We start from the raw sequence: 19,407 nt of genomic DNA on the forward strand, positions 1-19,407 counted from the left end.
GGAGAAGCACGATGTTGAGAGTCGAATCGGTCAAGGTGTCCTACGGCGCGATCCAGGCGGTCAGCGACGCGAGCATCGAGATTCGCGAGGGCGAGGTCGTGACGATCATCGGCGCGAATGGTGCGGGCAAGAGCAGCCTGCTCAAGAGCATCGCGGGGCTGCAAGGCGTCGCGGCGGGCCGTATCGAGATCGACGGACGCGATTGCACGCGCTTGCCCGCGCACCAGCGCGTCGGTCTCGGCGTCGCGCTGTCGCCCGAAGGGCGCGGTGTGTTTCCCGACCAGACCGTGCGCGAAAACCTGTTGCTCGGCGCCTATAGCCGCAAGCAGGCGAGCGCCGTGACGCACGCGGCGATCGAGCGCGAATTCGAACGGTTTCCGCGCCTGCGCGAACGGCAGAACCAGCTCGCGGGCACCTTGTCGGGCGGCGAGCAGCAGATGCTCGCGATCTCGCGCGCGCTGATGAGCGAGCCGCGTTTGCTGCTGCTCGACGAACCGTCGCTGGGTCTCGCGCCGCTCGTCATCAAGGACATCTTCGACGCGATCCGCGATCTGCGGAAATCGGGCCTCACGATCCTGCTCGTCGAACAGATGGCGAAGCAGGCGCTCGCCGTCGCGGACCGTGCCTATGTGCTCGAACTCGGGCGTATCACGCTCGAAGGCGCGGGCCGCGATCTGCTCAACGATGCGAAGGTCAGGGCGGCCTATCTGGGCGCGCATTGAGTACATATTGAAGACAGGCAAAGGACAGCCATGACACACGTGCGAATGGGATTGCTCTACAAAAAGGCCGATTGGACGGAGGCCGCGTTTCGCGAGCACTGGCTCCATCAACACGGCGCACTCGTCAAGCATGCGCCGGGTCTGGGCGAGTACTGGCAGAACCACGTGATCGATCGCGTTCAGCGCGGGATCGATTTCGCGCGCGGCCCGTGGGAATTCGACGGCTTCTCGCAGTTGCGCGTCTCGGATCCGAAGCATCCGTTCGGCGAGGGCGACTTGCCGGCGCGCGTGCGCGCCGACGAACAGCACTTCGTGGGCGGGCTCCATATCATCGAGGCCGAACAGACGGAAGTCGTCGCGGTCCCGGCTCCCGAAGAGCGCGCGCGGCTCAAGAAGCGCATCTCGCTGATCCGGCGCCGGCCCGATTCGTCTGAAGCCGATTTTCGCAAGGAGTGGGCCGTGCATGCCGGCTGGGTCCGGCAGATGCCGGGCGTGCGCGGCTATCGTCAGAATGCGATCGTGGCGCGCGAGGTGAACAAGGGCGTACCGAGTTCCTATGACGCGCTGCCGATCGACGGACTCGTCGAATTCTGGTTCGAAAGCACGGAAACCTTGCAGGACGCGTTCGGCTCGCCGGCGGGCAAGCAGACGATGCAGCATGCGACGACGTTTCTGTCGGAGATCACGGCCTATCTCGTCGACGAGCATCGGATCATCTAGACGGTCCCGCTGCGCGATCCGCGCGCGTTGCCTACGGCGGCCCGCACGCAGTATGATGCGCAGCGGTCCAAGCCGGCCGCGGCTCAGCAAGAAGGCGGGATTCTCATGACACGATTCAAGCTCTATACGTATTTCCGAAGCTCGGCGTCCTATCGCGCGCGCATCGCGCTCAATCTCAAGGGCATCACCTACGAGCAGGTCGGCATCCATCTCGTCAAGGACGGCGGCCAGCAATTATTGCCGGCGTACCGCGCCGTGAATCCGGACGGCGTCGTGCCGGCGCTCGTCGACCACGAAGCGGGCGATGCCGGACTCATCACGCAATCGCTCGCCTTGATCGAGTATCTCGACGAAACGTTTCCGACGCCGCCCTTGCTGCCGGCGAAAGCGATCGACCGCGCCTACGTGCGTTCGATCGCGTTGCAGATCGCATGCGATATTCACCCCGTGAACAATCTGCGCGTGCTCAAGTATCTGAAGCAGCAATTCGATGTGACGGATGCGCAAAAGGACGCGTGGTACGCGCACTGGATTCAAAGCGGATTTGCATCGCTCGAAGCGCGGCTCGCGACGGATCCGCGCGTCGGATCGTGCGTGTTCGGCGATACGCCGACGCTCGCCGATCTGTGCCTGGTCCCGCAAGTCTGGAACGCGCGCCGATTCAAGATCGCACTCGATGCGTATCCGACGCTCGTACGGATCGCCGATCATGCGGCGAGCCTGCCGGCGTTCGCGGCCGCCGAACCCGCGCGGCAACCCGACGCCGATCCGCCCGTGCCGGCGTGATGGCGGATGCGGACTTCGATCCGGACGCGGCTTAATGCCTGCCAATTGAAAGCGTGCGGCCCGAAAGCATGCCGATCGAAACATCGCCGAGATTTGCGCGATGCCTCGAAAATGCCGCATACGCGCGGCATGCTCTATTCCTGAGAGAGACTGCCTGCCGGACCCGATGCCGATGAATCGCACCGGGTCCGGTGCGTCGAACGCGACACGCTTCGTCGCGCGTCGACGCGCTTAGTGCCCGAATGCGTATTCGAGTTGCAGACGGTTCTGCAGGAACGTCGGCTTGCCCGGCTGGGTCTGGATGGCGAAGAAGTCCGCGATGCTCAGGCCCTTGAGCTTGCCGTCGAAGTTATAGATCGCATAGACGAGGTATTCCGACTGATCGATGCTCGCGGTGTCGGGTGCGCTCTTGAGATCCATATACGAGTACCGCGCGCCGACGAACCAGTGCGCCATCGGTGCGCCGTTGACGTCGATCGCGTACGCATTGCCCGAACCCAGATCCTGCGTGCTCGACAGGAACGGCTGCGCGAACAGCGGACCCGACGCGACGTTGTGCGCATACGGCGTGACGAGCGAGCCGTTCAGGTAGGAATTGCTGTGCGGCGCGATATAGTCCCAGCCCAGCGTCGCGGTCAGCGAGTTGTGCTTGACACCGAGTTGCAGGCCGTAGACCTGGCTGTTCACGTTGCCGAGCAGTTCGCGCCCGTCGCCGGTTTCATGCGCGTACTGCGCGCCGATGAACGGCTTCCATGACGCCGCGTCGTCGAGCACCTGACCTTCGAAGTAGGCGAGGTCCGCGTAGTCCTGATACGTGAAGTACCAGGCTTGACCCGTGACCAGCAGCGGCGAGATCTTCCACTTGTGTTGACCGCCGAAGCCCCAGAAGCCGTCGGTCGTATCATCGCCGATCGTCGAATACGGATCTTCCTTGACGTTGTACATCGTGTGCTCGGAGAACGAGTCGTCGATATACGACTTGAAGCGGAAGATCTTGAGCGCTTCGACATAGTTGTCGGCATCGCCGTACTTGAACGTGAAGCCCTGGAACAACTGCGGCGCCATCCGCCAGTCGTAGGTCGACGCGAACGGCACGTCGATCGCCTGGTTACCGGCCGTGAACGTCATGCCGTCGCCTTCCCAGCGCACATAGGCTTCGCCCATCGCCGTCAGGTTCGGTCCGAGGTAGCTGTCGACCTTCGCCGGATTGTCGTTGTGATCGATGCCGCGCTGGATATAGCCGCTGAAGCCGAGCGAGAAGCCGTAGAGGCTCGCAGTCGTGTATTCGAGGCCGCCGCCGTAGCTGATCGTGTCCTGGCTCGTGCGCGAGAAGAAGTTGTTGTGCGTCGAGAAGTAGATCGTGCGGAAATCGCCCGCGAACTGGCCCTTCGCGAACCAGTCGACGACGTTCGTGACGGCCTTCGGTCCGGCCGGCGCCGGCACGGTCTCGGCCGCCGCGTCGGTCACCGTCGGCGTGACCGTGCCGCCGTGCGTGTCGCCGCTTTCGGCGGCTTTCTCTTCGACCTTGCCGGCCGCTTCCGTATTCGCCGCCTTTTGAGCGGCTTTTTTCTCGGCCTTCTGTTCGGCGGCCGTTTCAGGTGTGGTGGCAGGCGCGGCGCTCGTGGGCGCCGCATCGGTGGTCCCCGTGGACTGAGCGTAACTTTGCGCGGACATCGCAAACAGCGCAGCGACAGCCATGCTCACATTCAGTCCAACTAACGTGTGGCGTTTCATCTTCTTCATCTCGGCGAGTGGGTAAAGTTGTGCTAAGGAGGTGAGGCGGTGGTGCTAATACACGGTGCGGATCTTTCCGGGATTCAAGAGCTGGTTCGGGTCGTATTCGCGCTTCGCGTCGAGAATCGCGGGGTCGAGCGCCCCCGCGTGCTTGCCGTCTTCGAGCGTGAACACGTGCGGATCGTTGACCTTGATGCCGAGCGAGCGATGCAGGCGCGTGAGCTCCGTGAGGCGCGCGTCGTTCGTATAGCGGATCAACGGCAGGCCCACGCACGTCATGCGGCCCTGCATGTCGCGGATGAACTCGAGATGCGTGAGCACCTCGGCGCCCGCGGCGCTCGCGATCGCGTCGAGCTGCTCGCGTTCGCGGCCGTATTCGTAGGCCGTCTGCAGATAGGTGATCGTCTTGTCGCCGCGCAGCGCATGGAGCGTCGTGTGGTTCCAGCAGTACTCGATGAGCGTGTGCTGCGAGTTCCGCGCGGTTTCGGCGTCCTGCGTCCACGCGATGCGCGCGCCATGGTTCGCGACGAGTTTCGCGAGCGTCTCGCCGCTTTGCCGCGCGACGGCCGCGATGACGATCGCCTCGTGCGCCTGCCGATGCGGCGTGAGCTTCGAGAAATAGGCCGCCGCTTCGTGCGAGAACAGCGCGACCTCGTTCTTGGCGATGGCCGGTTCGCATGCGAGCGTGTGCGCGAAGGCAAACGCGCTGCGCTCGTCGTCGAAGGCGATCAGATATTCGTCCCAGTCTTGCGCGGGCGCGAGCGCGAGTTCGATTTCGAGCACGATGCCGTTCGTGCCGTACGTATGCGCGAGCCGCATCGCTTCGGGCGCGCGGAGTTCGACGATGCGCGGTTCGGCTTCGACGGTCATGAGCTTGATGCCGAGGATCGTGCCCGGCGCGCCGAGCGGGCCGTAGTTGATCGATCCGACGCCGCCGAAGCCGCCGCAGAACAAGCCGCCGAGCGTGGCGATGCGATACGTCGAGGGCACGCAGCGCAGCGCCCACCCTTGCGGCCTGAGCAGCGTATCGAGCGCGGCGAGCTTGATGCCGGCCTGCGCGCGCGCGACGCCGTCGCGTGCGAAGACGAGACCGGTCAACGCGGTCATGTCGATCACGAGGCCGCCGTTGAGCGGCACGGCCTGACCGTAGTTGCCCGTGCCGCCGCCGCGCACCGTGATCGGAATGCCGGCGCGCGCGCAGCCCGCGACGATCGCGCGAAGCTCGTCTTCGCTGCGCGGACAGACGACCGCGTCGGCGAGCTTGCCGTCGAGTTCGCGCTTGAGCACCGGGCTGAACCAGTGAAAATCGCGCGACAGGCGTTTGAGGTGGATCGGCTCGACGGTCCAGTCGAGGTCGGGCAGCTCGGCGCGCAGCGCGCCCAGCGTATCGGCGTGGTGAGTCGTCATGGTGGGTTCAGTCATCAGCATGGTTTAGTGCCCCGTGTCGGATTCGCTCTCGTGCCAGCGGCCGATCGCGCACTTCGAGATCGCCGACATCGCGGCGAACAGCGCGATGCCCGTGACCGAGATCAGTACGAGCGCGGCGAACATGCGCGGAATGTCGAGCTGGTAGCCGGATTGAAGGATTTGATAGGCGAGGCCGGTATTGCTGCCGCCCGTGCCCGCGACGAATTCGGCGACGACCGCGCCGATCAGCGCAAGGCCGCAGGCGATGCGCAACGCGCCGAAGAAGTACGGCAGCGCGGTCGGCACGCGCAGCCGCACGAGCACCTGCCAGCGCGACGTGCGTTGCAGCTTGAAGTACGCGAGCAGTCCAGGCGATGCGCTGCGCAGGCCGAGCGTCGTGTTCGAGATGATCGGAAACACGGCGACGAGCGTCGAGCAGACCACGAGCGCGAACACCGTGTTGTGCACCCAGATGATGATCAGCGGTGCGATCGCGACGATCGGCGTGACCTGGAGCAGCACGGCGTACGGAAAGAACGCAGTCTCGATGATGCGGCTCTGCACGAACACGAAAGCGAGCGCGACGCCGATCACGATCGCGAGCGCGAACGACAGCACCGTGATTTCGAGCGTGAAGAGCAGCGCATGGCCGAGCAGGCTCCAGTCCGTGAACAGCGTGCGCAGCGTGAGCACGGGCGACGGCACGAGATACGACGGCACATGGCAGCCGACCACGATGCCTTGCCAGGCGAACAGCAGCACGAGCGCGACGAGGGCCGGCACGACGATGCGCTGCATGCCGGGCCGGGCGAGCAGCGGACGCTTGGGCGTGCGCGGCTTGACGCGTGTCTCGGCCGATGCGGCGAGCGGGGTGCGGGTGGAGGCGTTCATTCGAGTTCTCCCGAGTCGGCGCTGGCTTTGACGAGACTTTCGTGCAGCTGCATCGCGTATTCGCTGAAGCGCGTCGATAGACGGAACGTCGGGTCGCGCGGAAACGGCTCGTCGATCCGGACCTCGTCGACGATGCGTCCCGGACGCGCGGCCATCACGACGACGCGTTGCGCGAGAAACACCGCTTCATGGATCGAGTGCGTGACGAACACGACCGTGAGGCCCTGCTGTTTCCAGAGGTCGAGCAGATCGCTGTCGAGACGATTGCGCGTGATCTCGTCGAGCGCGCCGAACGGTTCGTCCATCAGCAGCAGATCCGGACGCACGACGAGTCCGCGCGCGATCGACGTGCGCATCTGCATGCCGCCCGACAGTTCGCGCGGCAACGCATGCGCGAAACGGTCGAGACCGACGAGCGCGAGCGCGTCGCGCACGCGTTCGTCGGCTTCGCGCGCGGGCACGCCCGCGAGTTCGAGCGGCAGGCGTACATTGCGATGGACCGTATGCCAGGGCATCAGTGTCGCTTCCTGGAACACATACGAGAGCGTGTGTCCGGTCTCGGGCAGGCGCGCGACGGGTTTGCGCCAGAGCATGAGGCGGCCGTCGCTCGGCTGTTCGAGCCCCGCGATCATCTTGAGCAGCGTGCTCTTGCCGCAGCCCGACGGTCCGAGCAGCGTCACGAACTCGCCTTCGCGGATGCGCAGATCGACGGGACGCAGCGCATGCGTGCCGTTCGCATAGACCTTCTCGACCGACAACACGTCGATCGCGGGCTGGACGTCGGTCTCGGCGTCCGACGCATGCGCGTCGAACGCGACCGCGCGTCCGTCGAGCTTCGTCGAGACGCGGAGATCGACGCGCTCGCGCGCGGGGACGTCGGCGGGCGTGGACGCGGTCACGCGCAGGGCGGTCGTGTTCATGGCAGCACCGGATCGCGGTCGACGAAGCGCGTCGTATAGAACTGATCGAGCGCGACTTGCTTCGGATCGACGAGGCCGCCGTTGACGGCCATCGTCCAGCTCGCCTTCAGACGCTCGGCCGTGATGACGCCGATGCCGTGCGTCTTCGCGTCGCCGCCCTCGACGAGGCCGCTCGCATTGAGCGCCTTGACGGCGTAATCGAGCTGGTCCTGCGTCATGTCGGGGTTGTCCTTGCGGATCGCGGCGTCGCCCGCTTCGGGATGCGCGAGATAGTCCTTCCATCCTTGCGCCGAGGCCTTGACGAAGGCGGCGACCTGATCGGGATGCTGTTCGATGACGTCGGTCCGGCACGCGATCGCATTGCCGTACGGCGGATAGCCGGCGTCGCCGAGCGGGAACACCTTGAATTTCGCGCCGACCTTCGAAAGCGAATACGGTTCGGACGTCAGATAGCCTTGCTGCGCGACGTTGGGCCCCGCGATAAACGGCTGGATATTGAACGTATAGGGCCGCACCTGATCGTCCTTGAAGCCGAGCGTGACCTTCGCCCACGGCCACCAGCTCGAATAGGCCGCGCTCGACGCGAGGATCGTGCGCGTGCGCAGCGCCTTGATGTCGGGCACGTCGTCATGCGCGATAAGGACGGTCGGGTCGTGCTGGAACGAGGTCGCGACGAGTTCCATCGGCACGCCGTGCGCGCGCGCGCTCATCGTGCCGATATCGTCGGTGATCACGCACTGCGCTTGTCCGGCCGCGAGCAGTTGCGTCGAATTGACCTGCGGGCCGCCCATGCGCAGCGTGACGTCGAGACCGGCCTTCGAATAGAGGCCTTCGGCTTGCGCCTCATAGAAGCCGCCATGCTCGGCTTGCGCGTACCAGTTCGTGATCAGCGTGAACGGCGTGCCCGCATGCGCGGTAAGCGTCGCGGCGAACAGCGTGACGGGAACGGCGAGCGACGCCGTGGCGGAGACGGCGGCGCGCAGCGTGCGTACCGGTTGCAAAGTCATGATGAACACTCCAGCAAAAAGAGATCGAGGAAAGCGTCTTGGATAGGGATGGCGTGCGGGTCGACGCGCGTGCGGCGCGAACCGTCGCTTTGCGCGCGCGGTCCGCGTCGTGCGCATCGTTCAGCGCCGCGATTCGATATGTCCCGTGTAGTGGCCGCGGCCCCATGTCGCGACCTCGCGCACCGGCCAGTTCATCCGGTGCACTTCGCCGATCGCGTTGGCCCATTGCGTCGAGAGCTGGTCGAGCAGTTGCTCGCCCTGAGCCGGCGTCGCGCCGCGCGGGTCGCCGATGACGCCGTTCGGGCCGAAGTCGCGTGCGCACCATGCGGCGGCGGGTCGCGTGCTCGACAGCGTCGGGCAGGGAAACGGCGCGGGCATATTGGCTTCGGCGCGCTCCATATGAACCGTGTCGGGCGCGAGCGCCATCAGGATCGCCGTTTCGCCGTGGCCCGCGTGCATCGAGAGCTTGCGTTCGTCTTCCGAGAAGAACGAGCCGTCGTGCGGCACGCTCCAAGCCGAGCGCGCGATGATCACGAAATCGCCGTGCCGCAGGCGCAGTTCGCGCGCGGCCATTTCGAGCGGTTGCGGCTGGCCGCCGTGCGCGTTGACGATGACGAGCTTGCGAAAGCCCGCGCGATAGACGGACTCGCCGATCTCGATCGCCGTATGCAGCAGCACTTCGCCGGTCAGCGTGACCGTGCCCGGGAAATGCAGATGTTCGTCGGACTTGCCATAGGTGATCGGCGGCAGCGCATAGGCGGGCACGTCGGCCGGCAGCTTCGCCATCGCGTGACCGACGACGCCCGCCGCGACGATGCTGTCGACCGCGCACGGCAGGTGCGGGCCATGTTGTTCGATCGCGCCCGCGGGCAGCACGATGACCGTGTTCTCGCGATCGGGCAGCGCGTCGATCTCGGTCCAGCTCAGATAGGGCAGAAAGCGGGTGGGCGGGGTATAGCCGTGTAGCATGGGTCGATCCTGTTGCAAAAGGTGTATGTCGTCGCGTGTCGCGACGCGTGGGGATCCGTTATCGGATCGGTTACTTTTCAGCTACTTGAGCGGGAGATAGGCCGTGGCCTCGACTTCGATGAGGATGTCGGGCGAGGGCAACATGCCCGAGACCTCGACGACGGTCGAAGCGGGCGCCGCATCGGGGAAAAAGCGCTTGCGCATGCGGCTGTAGTGCGGAAAGTGATCGAGGTTCTTGAAGTACTGAACGAGCTTGAACACATCGCTCATCTGACCGCCCGCGCTTTCGACGATGCGGCGGATGCTGTCGAGCACGGCCCAGCTTTGCGCGAGGATCGGGCCTTCCTTGATGTCGACCGAGAACTCGCCCGTGCGTCCGATGGCGTCCGCGACGTCGCGCGGAATGTCGTCGTAGCCGCGCACGATGATGCCGGCCTTCGGATCGACCGCGATGACGCCGGACAGGAAGATGAAGTCACCCGCGCGCCGGTAGGCGGCATATCGCGCGAGCGGCGCAGCGATGTCGGTGAGCGTATTCATGACAAAGTCCTATAAGTGAAGGGCGATCAATGAACGGTGGCGCGCGCGATGCCGTGCGCGCGCAGCATCGAGCGGCGTGCCGCCTCGGGCCAGATATGCGCATCGGTGTCCTCGAAGACCGTGAAGTCCGCGCGACGATCGATCAGCGACGCGGGGCCGCGATCGGCGCGATCGATCCAGTCGGTCCGGCAGATCGAGGCCGACCAGCGGTCGAACACGTCGTCGAGTTGCGCGGCGATCGCGGCAAGCCGCAACGCATCGATGGGGTCGTGCGTGCCGTACGCACAGAACGCGTCCTGCACGTTGTCGGTGCCGATCAATACGGGGATGGCGCGCGCCTGCGCTTCGGCGATCAGCGTGATGCCGCGCAGGCGCGGCGTGCGGCCCGTTTCGGCGTCTTGCAACAACAAGTTCGTGCGCGGCAGCGATACGAGCGTGATCGGTGCGTCGGCGACGCGATCGAGCACGACGAGCGCGTCGCGCTCAGGCCGTGCCGCGAGTGCGCAGACATGCGAGCAGACGATGGGCCGTGCGGGCCGCATCTCGCGCGCGAGCGCCGCGATGTCGCTGAGGCCGCGCGCCTGGGTCGACAACTCTTCGTCGACGTGCAGATCGAGACCGACATCCGCATGCGAGGCGGCGTCGATCAGTTGTTCGAGCGCGCGCGCATCGAAATTCGAGGTATGGATAAAGCCGCCGAGCCAGGCGTCGCGCGACGCGGCCACGGTCCGTGCGATCGCGTTCGCGCGGTCGCGCCATGCGAAGCGCGGCAACGGCACGAGTGCGATGCGTTCGACATGAACGCGGTCGCGCCAGAGTTCGGCGAGTTCGCCGATGACATGCCACGCGAGGGGCGCGCTTGCATCGGGCCAGTCGATATGCGTGCGCAGCCGCGTGACGCCCGCGCGTTCGGCGTCGAGCAGCGCGCGATAGGCGCGCGCGCGGATATCGTCGGCGTTCTGGCGCTCGCGATCGTGTGCCGCTGCATCGATCGCACCGAGCAGGCCCGGCACGATGCGGCCCATGCGCGAACGCGTATAGGCCTTGTCGATATGTGCGTGCGGCTCGAACAGACCCGGCAGCACGAGTGCGCCGCCGAGATCGAGGCGACGTGCCGAGCCCGCCGGCGATGTGTCGCTGTAGGGTGTCACGGCATGCACGCGTGCGTCGGCGATCTCGATCGTCGCGAGCGCGGGTTCGCCGAGCGTCGTGGGCCACGCATCGGGCAGCAACCAGCGCGGCAGCCGAGCGCGATCGATCGCCGTATACGTTGCGAGCGAGAGGGGCGGGTTCATATCAGCGACCCGGCCCAAGGAGCTCGCATCGCATGCGGAGCGCGATGCACGACCGATGTGCACGCACCACGCGCATGCCTCGATCGTGTGCGATGCGCCGCGATGCACGCATGCGAAGCGTGTGCACCGCAATCGCGCGAGCGGGCCCCGATCGGGCGAAATCCTTAGTAATACGGGGCTCGGAGGCCGATGCACCGTCGCGTTTGCAGGCATTCATGACGCTGAAATTTGACCGAATGGTTTGAACTATTGGTCAAAAAGCAATGCCTATGCCGGTTCTCGCGAGTTAAGTGAATACAGAATATATGAACAAAAATATGACCGGGTGGACAGGTTGCGATGCGCGTCGGTCCGACCGGCGCGCATCGCTTGCGGGCAGGTCAAAAGGGGCGGCCAAAGGGCGCCGGCCAAGGGGCGGCTAAGAGGAGGCTAGGAGGACGCTAAGGGGGCGCTGGTTAAGGGCCGCTAAAGGGCTGCTAAAGGGCCGCTTAAAGGGCCGCGCTAAAGCGGCAAGCGCTCAAAGAAACGCACTAAGCGACATGCTTAAAGAAAGGCACTCGATAAAGGCTCGGACGACAATGCGCTAAAGCCCAAGCCCAAGCCCAAGCCCAAGCCCAAGCCCAAGCCCAAGCCCAAGCCTCTAGCCCCAAGCCCCTAGCCGCGTATCGTCCGCAGCGCGGGCGCGCGTGTCGGGGCGGGCAGACCGCAACCCGTGAGCACGAAGATCACGAGTTCATTGAGGATATGTTGCTGGAGTTTGCGGCCGCGCAGCGGCGCGTCGAGCATTTTCTCGGCCTGAATCGCATAGTCGGCGTAGTACTGCGTGACGGCCCACATATGCATGATCAGGAGCCGCGCATCCTGCTGGCGCAACTGTCCGGCCTCGATCCAGCCTTCGATCATGCGGACCTTGCGATAGGTCTGCGCGACGGCCTCGGGCCAGAACGCTTCGAGCCGGCGGCCGCCGCTGAGCAGCTCGGTCGTGAAGATCCGCGAGAGTTCGGGCTGCTTGAACGCGAATTGAAGCTTCTGGCTCAGGTATTCGGCGATCACGTCGCTCGGCGGGGCGTCGTCGGAGCCGAATTCGAAGAGTTCGGCCCAACTGTCCATGAGTTCGCCGAGCACCTCGGCGTAGAGGGCTTCCTTGTCGTCGATATAGTAGTGAAGCTGCGACTTGGTCAGCCCCGCGCGCTGGGCGATCGCTTGCGTCGACGCGCCGTTGAAGCCGTGCTGGCTGAATTCGCTGATCGCGGCGGCGCGGATCGCCGCGAGCGTGCGGATGCGCGTCTCGCGGGCTTTGCCGTTCGGTGCGTCGCTGGTCGTCTGCACTTTCGTTTGATTCGTCGTCATGGGGCGGATTCATCCGGCACCGGCGGCGCCGGCGGGTCAGACGAAATCCTCGCCGATGTTGGCTAAAACGGCAATTCGGTTCTGCGTGAAGCGCGCGGTATCGCGTCGCGTACGTGCAGACCCGGTCAAAATGGCCGGTGCGCAAAACAGCAACCCGCCAAGCGGGGCAATCGGAGACGCGAGTGGACAAGTGGATGGAAGTGCAACTCTTCGTGGAAACCGCCGAGCGAGGCAGCATTTCAAGGGCGGCCGATGCGCTCGGCCTGTCGACGTCGGCCGCCGGCCGGCATTTGGCGAGCCTCGAACACCGTCTCGGCGCGCGCTTGATCGAACGCAATACGCGCCGCATGTTTTTGACCGAGGTCGGCGAGGAGTTCCTGCAGCGATGTCGCGGCATCCGCGCGGAAATGGCCGAAGCGGAAGCGCTCGCGAGCTCGACGAACCGGAGCCCGGTCGGCACGCTCAAGGTCACGGCGTCGGTGTCGTTTTGCGCGCGGATCATCGCACCGGTATTGCCCGAATTCACGGCGCGTTTTCCGGGGCTGCATCTGTCGCTGACCGCCGCGAATCGCTATGTCGATCTGATCGACAGCGGCGTCGATATCGCCGTGCGCACACGCGAGCACGAGTCGGAATCGGGACTCGTGATCCGGCGTCTGGGCGCGACGCGCCGTGTGCTTGCCGCGTCGCCCGACTATCTCGAACGTCATGGCGTGCCGAGGACGCTCGACGATCTCGCCGACCATGCGTTCCTGATCTATACGCTCGCGAACCATCCGCACGAACTCACGTTCTCGAAGGACGGACAGACGCGGACCGTCAAGATGCGCGGCGTGCTCGAATCCAATGAAGGACAGGTCATCTGCAATGCGGGTCTGAGCGGGCTTGGCATCATCGTTCAGCCGATCTACATCATTCATGACGATATCGTCGCGGGGCGGCTCGTGCCGATCGTCGACGATTGGGATCTCGCGCCGCTGACGATCAACCTCGCGTATCCGAACCGCAAATACGTGCCGTCGAAGGTCCGTGTCTTTATCGACTTCATGACCGCGCATTTCGAGGCGATGCAGTACGAGCGCCGATGGACGCAGCGCTGGCCTTGATATCGCGTCGCATCGCCGAGGCGCCACGCGGTCTGTCGTGCGCTTGGCGCAAGCTTGGGCGCGGCCGGGCCGTTTGCACCGCACCGAGGCCGAACGCGACGTGCCGCGCATGCGCGCTTGGGACGTCGATCGGGCGCGCATGCGCCGTGTGCGCCGGCTCGATCGAGGCCGGTACGAGGATTTATGGGGTGCGTGCTGTCGTCCTTGCGCCCGTGAGCGTGCCGCGGGCGCACTATTTTTTGTCGCGAAATCCTTAAGTTTGCCTTTCAGTGACCGTAAACTACCTTACAAGGCCGCGCGCACGGTAGTTGCGAAGATCCGGGTTTCCGGGGCGAGCGCCGATACCCTAATGGTTCTGGCGATGTCACTGACCATCAACACCAATATTCTCGCGTCGATCGCGCAAAACAATCTCGCGCAGACGCAGGCCGCGCTGACCTCGTCGGTCACGCGGCTGTCGTCGGGCCTCAAGATCAACAGCGCCGCGGACAATGCGGCGGGGCTCGCGATCGCCGATCGCATGACGTCGCAGATCAATGGATTGGCCGCCGCGCGTCAGAACGCGACGAGCGGCATCGCGCTCGTCGAGACCGCGGATTCCGCGCTTGCGCAGATCTCGACGAACCTGCAGCGGATCAGGCAGCTCGCGGTGCAGGCGTCGAATGCGACCTATTCGGCGAGCGACCGGCAATCGATGAATGCCGAGGTTCAGCAACGCCTCGCGGAAATCAATCGGATCGCCGCGCAAACCCAATACAACGGTCTCAATCTGCTCGACGGTTCGCTCGGCACCGCGTCGTTCCAGGTCGGCTCGAACGCGGGCCAGACGATCGCCGTCAATCTGTCGACGAGCGTGAAGACTTCGCAAATCGGCCAGACGACGTCGATCCCGCTGCAATTGTCGTCGGCGAGCGGCTATAACCTCTCGACGGGCGCGCTTTCGATCCAGCTCGACACGGGACAGACGGTCGCGATCGGCACGGCGCAGCAGGGCAGCGAAGCCGGGCAGAGCGCGGACAGCGCGTACGCGGCCGCGCAGGCGATCAGCGATGCCGATATCAGCGGCCTCAGCGTCACCGCGACGAATAGCCAGAATCTGTCGGTCGCGTCGACGATCGCGACCGCCACGACATTCAGCGTGAACGGCGTCGACGTCTATACGGCGAGCGCTGGGACCGTCTCGATCGGCAATCTGATCGGCGCGATCAATGCGCATACTTCGGATACGGGCGTGACGGCGAGCGTCAATTCGGACGGTTCGCTCGAATTGATCGCGGGCGACGGGCGCAACATCGTGTTGAGCGACTCCGCGGGATCGGGCGCGCTGACCGATGGATCGGGCGCCGTGGTCGGCGCGTCGGCGACGACGCTCTACGGCACGATCACGCTGTCGTCGAGCAAGGCGATCCATCTGTCGGGATCGGCGGCGCAGAATTTCGCGTCGAGTTCGAGCAGTCTGTCGTCGACGGGTGTCGCGGTGGCCTCCGCGAACGCGCTGAGCGGCACGAGCGCGATCAGCGTCACGATCAACGGCACGACCGTGACGACGGGCACGAACTGGACCGCGTCGGATCTTGCGCAGGCGATCAACAGCGCGCATATCTCGAACGTGAGCGCGACGGCCGATTCGAGCGGCCATCTGCATCTCGAATCGTTCAACAACGTGGGATTGACGGTTACGGGGATCACGGACGCGGGCCTGCAAGGCACGGGCACCGCGATCTACAGCGCGGCGACGAGCGGAGCGACGCTCGCGCAGGCGAATGTGCTGACCGTGAGCGCCGCGCAGACGACGCTCGAATCCGTCGATTCGGCGCTCGAACAGATCGATGCGTTAGAAGGGGCCTTGGGCGCGGTCGAGAATCGCTTTTCGTCGACGATTCGGGCGCTTCAGTCGGCCGGCGTCGACACGCAGAGCGCGCAATCCTCGATCCAGGATGCCGATTACGCCGCCGAGGCGTCGAATCTGGCGCGTGCGCAAGTGCTTCAGCAAGCGGGCCTCGCGATGGTCGCGCAAGCCAATCAGCTTCCGCAGCTCGTGTTGAAGCTGCTTCAGCAGTAGTCCTCAAGTTATACGCAACCTTGTCGATAGATTACATATCACTAACAACTGCGCGACGGCACGGTAAGGCATGACGGCTCAAGATCGAACACTTCTGCGTACCCGGCTCGCGATGGCCGTCGTTGTCCATCGCGGTTTGCTGGTGTCGCTCTGCGCGAGCGTCGCGCTCTGGGGCGCGATCGATTGGGAAACCGGCGGGAGTCCGATGGCCGCGACGTTGTTGTTGATCTCGGCCGGGATCGGACTGGATCGGATCGAGCGCGTGTGCCGAGGCCGTCTCGGTCAGTTGCCGGCCGATGCCTTTGCGGATCGCCGCGCGGATACCGGCGCGACGACTTTCGCGAGTCCTTCTGCGCGTCCTTCCACGCGTTCTTTGGCGAATCATTTCGCGTTGACGCCGGGTATCGAAGCGGACGACGCGCGTGTGCGGACGGCCCCGGGCGCATCGGCGGCAGAGCCTGCGTCAGGCAAGGTCGAGGGCAAAGGCGGGGGCAAGGGCGAGGACGGAGCGACGTTGACGCTTTCGACGATCCCCGCGCAAGCCGTTACGCTGTCCGATGGACTCGAACCGCTGAGCGTCGTGCATCTCGTCGATGGACTTCAGCATGGCGATGCGTCGGCCCTTGGGTCTGAAGCGCATGCGGACGACGTGCATTGGGGGACATCCGTGTATGACGTCGACGCCAAGGCCGATGCTTCGCGCACCGTTCGCTTGAGTCGGACTTAGCGCCTTGGATCTGATGGCCTTAGCGCTTGAATGTCTTGGGGCTTTGACGCTTGAGCGTTTTAGCGCGGGATGGACGGACCGCATCGCATTGGCGCAGGGAGCGATGATCTGACGGGGCTTGGGGAGAACACGCGCGGGCATCGCGGCGCGCGTCGGCTTTTGCCCTACAATCGGGCGCAATGCATTCCCAGGCCGCCTGATGGACGACGACCGATCATGTCGATCGGATCGACAGACGGCCGTGCTCCCGGAGCCGAGATCCATGAAGCCGTATCAATGGCCAATGCTTGTTCTGTATGCGGCGGCGATTTTCTCTCAGTCGAAATCGTTCCGCGACAATCCGGTCATCGGCAGCACGCGCCTGAATACGATGGGTTTGCATCTGTTCCGGCGCCGGCTTGCGGCGCGGATGGGCGCGCGGCGTCGCGCGCAACTCGCGTCGCGCATCACCGCGGAAGACCGCGCGGCGATCGATCGCGACGGCTATATCGTCAAGCGCGATTTTCTCGATCCCCAGACGTTTGCCGCGTTGCGCGATGAAATTCTCGGCTTGCAGACGCATGCGCGCGAGGCCGTCATCGGCGATACGCTGACGCGGCTGATTCCGCTCGACGTCTGGAACCTCAGAAAAGTACCGACGACGCGTACGGTTCTCGAAGGGCCGGATTTCAACGATCTGTTCGCGTATGCGGGCTCGTTCAAGCGCCGGCCGCGCCTGTTTGTCCAGACCGTATTCACGCAGGTGCTCAAGGATGCGCCGCCCGACGTCCAGTCGTTCTTTCATAGCGATACGTTTCATCCGACCGTCAAGGCCTGGCTGTATCTCGACGACGTGGACCCGGCCTCGTGTCCGTTCACGTATGTGCCCGGTTCGCATCTCGCGAATCGACGGCGGCTCGCTTGGGAGCGACGAGTCTCCTTCGATGCGGCGACGAGTGCCGATCCGCTGACCGCCGAAGGCTCGTTGCGCGTGACCGAAGCGGAACTCGCGCGTCTCGGGTATGCGCCGCCCGTGAGTCTCGCGGTCGGCGCGAATTCGCTTGTCATCGCGGACACCAGCGGATTTCACAAACGTGCGACGAGCGCCGATCAGGCGCGGCGGATTTCGATCTGGGCGTATAGCCGCAGCAACCCGTTTCTACCGTGGGCCGGCGGCGATCTGACACGCCTGCTGCCTGCCGCGCATAGCGCGGGATTGCATCTGTTCTGGTTCGCGCAGGATCAGGTCAAGCGGATGCGCAAGGCGCGCGGCGGATGGCGCTGGGTCGGCGTGCGCACGCCGGCGACGCCGCCTGTGCTTGAGACGTCGTCGGAGTCTTGAGGCGTCTTGAGCGCGTTGAGCGGATGGAGCGGTTTAGCCGGGATAGAAAGGCTTAGCCCGGATAGAAAGGCTTAAGCGGCATCAAGACGCTTAGCCGGGAGCGAGCGGTGTGGGCGGGATGAAGTGGCTTTGCGCGTGGGGCCGCGCCCCCGTGAGATCGAAGCCGCCCCTGCCCGAAGGCAGGGGCGACATTCAAGCGGCAAGGCGATTAACCGAGTTCGCCCGGCGTGCACAGACCCTGAACGAAGAAGCCGTTGCCGTTCGGTTCGTCGAGGTAGTAGATCGCATTCGGCGACACCGGCAGGAACATCATCGCGCTTTGGCTGGAGTCGGAGTTCGTATAGAGCATCGACATCAAGCCGCCGATGGCGACCGGCGTCGGCTGCGACGACGAATCGGCGGCGCTGAATGACGAGTTCAAGGCGAACGTCGCCGAATTGCCGTTGACCGTCAGCGTCGAGCCCGAAATCACGACCTGCTGCGACAAGATGCCGCCCGTGAGCACGTTTTCGTCGGTCGTCTCGGGTTCGGTGCACACCCACGTGTTGTCATAGGTGCCGCTCGCGATCGTCTGCGCCGTCTGCAGGACCCACGAACCCGTACGGAACGTGCCGTCGCTGTTCGTGCCGGCCTGGTCGAGCATCAGCGTCGTCGCGCCATTGCTCTTGCTTGCGAACAGGCGGCCGTACATCAAGCCGTTGAGCGTCAGGTCGAATGCGCCCGGATAGCTCGTCTGGTTCGCGTCGATCGCGATCGTGCCCGTGTCGGTGACGCTCGAATCTTCGTCGTCCGTACACGTGTCCGAGTACGGGGCGCTCGGGCACGCGCGGAACGTGCCGTCGGCGTTGATCTTGATCTGGCCCGTGTCGGCGTCCTGGTCGCCCGTCGGCACGCCGGCGCTCGTGTAATCGCCCGAGAGCTTGATGAAGCTGTACGTGCCCGCGAGTCCGGCGACAGTCGTCACGCCGTTGTTCGAACCCGTGACCTGTCCCGTCAGCGTACCCGAGCCGGCCTTGACGTTCGGCACCTTGAAGAACGTGCCGATCATCGTCGCGTTGTTGTTGCTGTCGGTATTCAGCGTGAAGGTCAGGCGCATGTCCGGCGCGCCGGTCGACAGTACTGCGGGCACCGTGCCGCTCGCCTGGAAATTATCCGCGGTGTACGTGCCGTTGCTCGTCGTGTAGCTGCTGACGACGCTGCCGCTCAGGCCGAACTGCGAGCTGATGAACGAGACGGTCACCTGACCCGTCGAGGGTGTATCGAGCTGCACGCGGATCGTGTCGCCGAAGCTCATCGTGCCGATATAGGTTGAGCCCGACGGCAGCGGCTGCGCTTGCGTGAGGCTTTGCCCCGTGCTTGCCGAATCCGATCCGCCGCCGCCGCACGCGGCCAGCAGCGCGCTGACGCCGATACAAAACAATGCCTGCTTCACATTCATGGTGTGTGGTCTCTCAAGCCAGTCGTGTCAATCGATCGAAGTGTCGGGCCGGATCGAAACGTCATGGCAGTCGAGACGTATCCGGCCGGGTCGGAGGCCTCGATCGCTCGCGCGGGGGCTTGGGCGATGCATCAAGCTTCCGACCTTATGCGTTATCGTCTTTCTTACAGATAACTTTAGTGATTCATGCAAAGCGCTAACTAAATCGAATCCAGAGTCGGCATTGATTAAACGGAATGAAAGGAGAATTAGGCAATCTTCGATCCGATGCGTGATGTCGATTTGAAAAAAATGCCAAGCGGATAGATGTACGGGAAATTTTTCAATGACCTGCATCTGTGCGCGATTGAGTGACAGATAGGCGTACGCTTCAGTGCGCTTGCGCAAGCCAAAGCCAAAGCGATGCGGGTCC

The 19,407-nt window shown here is 64.6% G+C and carries 17 protein-coding genes; 7 read left to right on the top strand and 10 right to left on the bottom strand.

All coding sequences use genetic code 11. From position 1 onward, the window contains the following. Nucleotides 1-11: 11 nt before the first annotated feature. The 3 genes from D7S86_RS06650 to maiA all read left to right on the top strand — a co-directional run bounded on the left by D7S86_RS06650 (nt 12) and on the right by maiA (nt 2,228). Nucleotides 12-722 (top strand): ABC transporter ATP-binding protein, encoded by a 711-nt coding sequence (locus D7S86_RS06650; protein ID WP_121085252.1) that lies wholly within the window; start codon nt 12-14, stop codon nt 720-722. Between the two features lie 30 nt (nt 723-752). Beyond that, complete coding sequence (locus tag D7S86_RS06655; protein ID WP_121084780.1) at nt 753-1,442, top strand: EthD domain-containing protein; 690 nt, start codon at nt 753-755, stop codon at nt 1,440-1,442. A 105-nt stretch (nt 1,443-1,547) separates the two neighbouring features. Further along, entirely contained in the window at nt 1,548-2,228 is a 681-nt protein-coding gene (gene maiA, locus D7S86_RS06660; RefSeq protein WP_121085253.1) for a maleylacetoacetate isomerase, read from the top strand. Between the two features lie 231 nt (nt 2,229-2,459). Here the strand turns inward: maiA and D7S86_RS06665 are convergent, their stop codons facing one another. The 9 genes from D7S86_RS06665 to D7S86_RS06705 all read right to left on the bottom strand — a co-directional run bounded on the left by D7S86_RS06665 (nt 2,460) and on the right by D7S86_RS06705 (nt 12,341). After that, nucleotides 2,460-3,926 carry an OprD family outer membrane porin gene (locus D7S86_RS06665; protein WP_240648020.1) on the bottom strand — a complete coding sequence of 489 codons (1,467 nt, stop codon included), beginning with the start codon at nt 3,924-3,926 and terminating at the stop codon, nt 2,460-2,462. A 90-nt stretch (nt 3,927-4,016) separates the two neighbouring features. After that, the gene (locus D7S86_RS06670) at nt 4,017-5,369 is read right to left on the bottom strand and encodes an FAD-binding oxidoreductase (protein WP_121084782.1); all 1,353 of its coding nucleotides are present in this window, start codon (nt 5,367-5,369) and stop codon (nt 4,017-4,019) included. Nucleotides 5,370-5,393: 24 nt separating this feature from the next. Beyond that, nucleotides 5,394-6,260, bottom strand: coding sequence for an ABC transporter permease (locus tag D7S86_RS06675; protein WP_121084784.1), 867 nt, complete (start codon nt 6,258-6,260; stop codon nt 5,394-5,396). Then, a complete protein-coding gene (locus tag D7S86_RS06680) occupies nt 6,257-7,180 on the bottom strand; it encodes an ABC transporter ATP-binding protein (RefSeq protein ID WP_121084786.1) in 924 nt (307 codons plus the stop codon). The genes D7S86_RS06675 and D7S86_RS06680 overlap by 4 nt, the downstream gene beginning before the upstream one ends. Then, nucleotides 7,177-8,187: an ABC transporter substrate-binding protein gene (locus D7S86_RS06685; RefSeq protein ID WP_121085255.1), complete on the bottom strand. Its 1,011-nt coding sequence runs from the start codon at nt 8,185-8,187 to the stop codon at nt 7,177-7,179. The genes D7S86_RS06680 and D7S86_RS06685 overlap by 4 nt, the downstream gene beginning before the upstream one ends. A gap of 120 nt (nt 8,188-8,307) precedes the next feature. Continuing rightward, nucleotides 8,308-9,156 (bottom strand): creatininase family protein, encoded by an 849-nt coding sequence (locus tag D7S86_RS06690; protein WP_121084788.1) that lies wholly within the window; start codon nt 9,154-9,156, stop codon nt 8,308-8,310. Nucleotides 9,157-9,237: 81 nt separating this feature from the next. Further along, nucleotides 9,238-9,696 carry a RidA family protein gene (locus tag D7S86_RS06695; protein WP_121084790.1) on the bottom strand — a complete coding sequence of 153 codons (459 nt, stop codon included), beginning with the start codon at nt 9,694-9,696 and terminating at the stop codon, nt 9,238-9,240. A gap of 26 nt (nt 9,697-9,722) precedes the next feature. After that, nucleotides 9,723-10,991 carry an amidohydrolase family protein gene (locus tag D7S86_RS06700; RefSeq protein WP_121085256.1) on the bottom strand — a complete coding sequence of 423 codons (1,269 nt, stop codon included), beginning with the start codon at nt 10,989-10,991 and terminating at the stop codon, nt 9,723-9,725. Nucleotides 10,992-11,645: 654 nt separating this feature from the next. Then, a complete protein-coding gene (locus D7S86_RS06705; RefSeq protein ID WP_121084792.1) occupies nt 11,646-12,341 on the bottom strand; it encodes a TetR family transcriptional regulator C-terminal domain-containing protein in 696 nt (231 codons plus the stop codon). A 194-nt stretch (nt 12,342-12,535) separates the two neighbouring features. On the opposite strand from D7S86_RS06705, the gene D7S86_RS06710 reads away from it, so the two are divergent. The 4 genes from D7S86_RS06710 (at nt 12,536) to D7S86_RS06725 (ending at nt 17,557) form a co-directional block, all read left to right on the top strand. Next, nucleotides 12,536-13,447, top strand: coding sequence for a LysR family transcriptional regulator (locus D7S86_RS06710; protein WP_338069162.1), 912 nt, complete (start codon nt 12,536-12,538; stop codon nt 13,445-13,447). 361 nt (nt 13,448-13,808) lie between these two features. Then, complete coding sequence (locus tag D7S86_RS06715; RefSeq protein ID WP_158601878.1) at nt 13,809-15,509, top strand: flagellin N-terminal helical domain-containing protein; 1,701 nt, start codon at nt 13,809-13,811, stop codon at nt 15,507-15,509. Nucleotides 15,510-15,621: 112 nt separating this feature from the next. Next, nucleotides 15,622-16,236 carry a hypothetical protein gene (locus D7S86_RS06720; RefSeq protein ID WP_121084798.1) on the top strand — a complete coding sequence of 205 codons (615 nt, stop codon included), beginning with the start codon at nt 15,622-15,624 and terminating at the stop codon, nt 16,234-16,236. Between the two features lie 262 nt (nt 16,237-16,498). Then, a complete protein-coding gene (locus tag D7S86_RS06725) occupies nt 16,499-17,557 on the top strand; it encodes a phytanoyl-CoA dioxygenase family protein (protein ID WP_158601879.1) in 1,059 nt (352 codons plus the stop codon). 208 nt (nt 17,558-17,765) lie between these two features. Here the strand turns inward: D7S86_RS06725 and D7S86_RS06730 are convergent, their stop codons facing one another. Continuing rightward, nucleotides 17,766-18,995, bottom strand: coding sequence for a hypothetical protein (locus D7S86_RS06730; RefSeq protein WP_121084802.1), 1,230 nt, complete (start codon nt 18,993-18,995; stop codon nt 17,766-17,768). Nucleotides 18,996-19,407: the final 412 nt, after the last annotated feature.

This window comes from Pararobbsia silviterrae, from assembly GCF_003628125.1.
Lineage (GTDB): Bacteria > Pseudomonadota > Gammaproteobacteria > Burkholderiales > Burkholderiaceae > Pararobbsia > Pararobbsia silviterrae.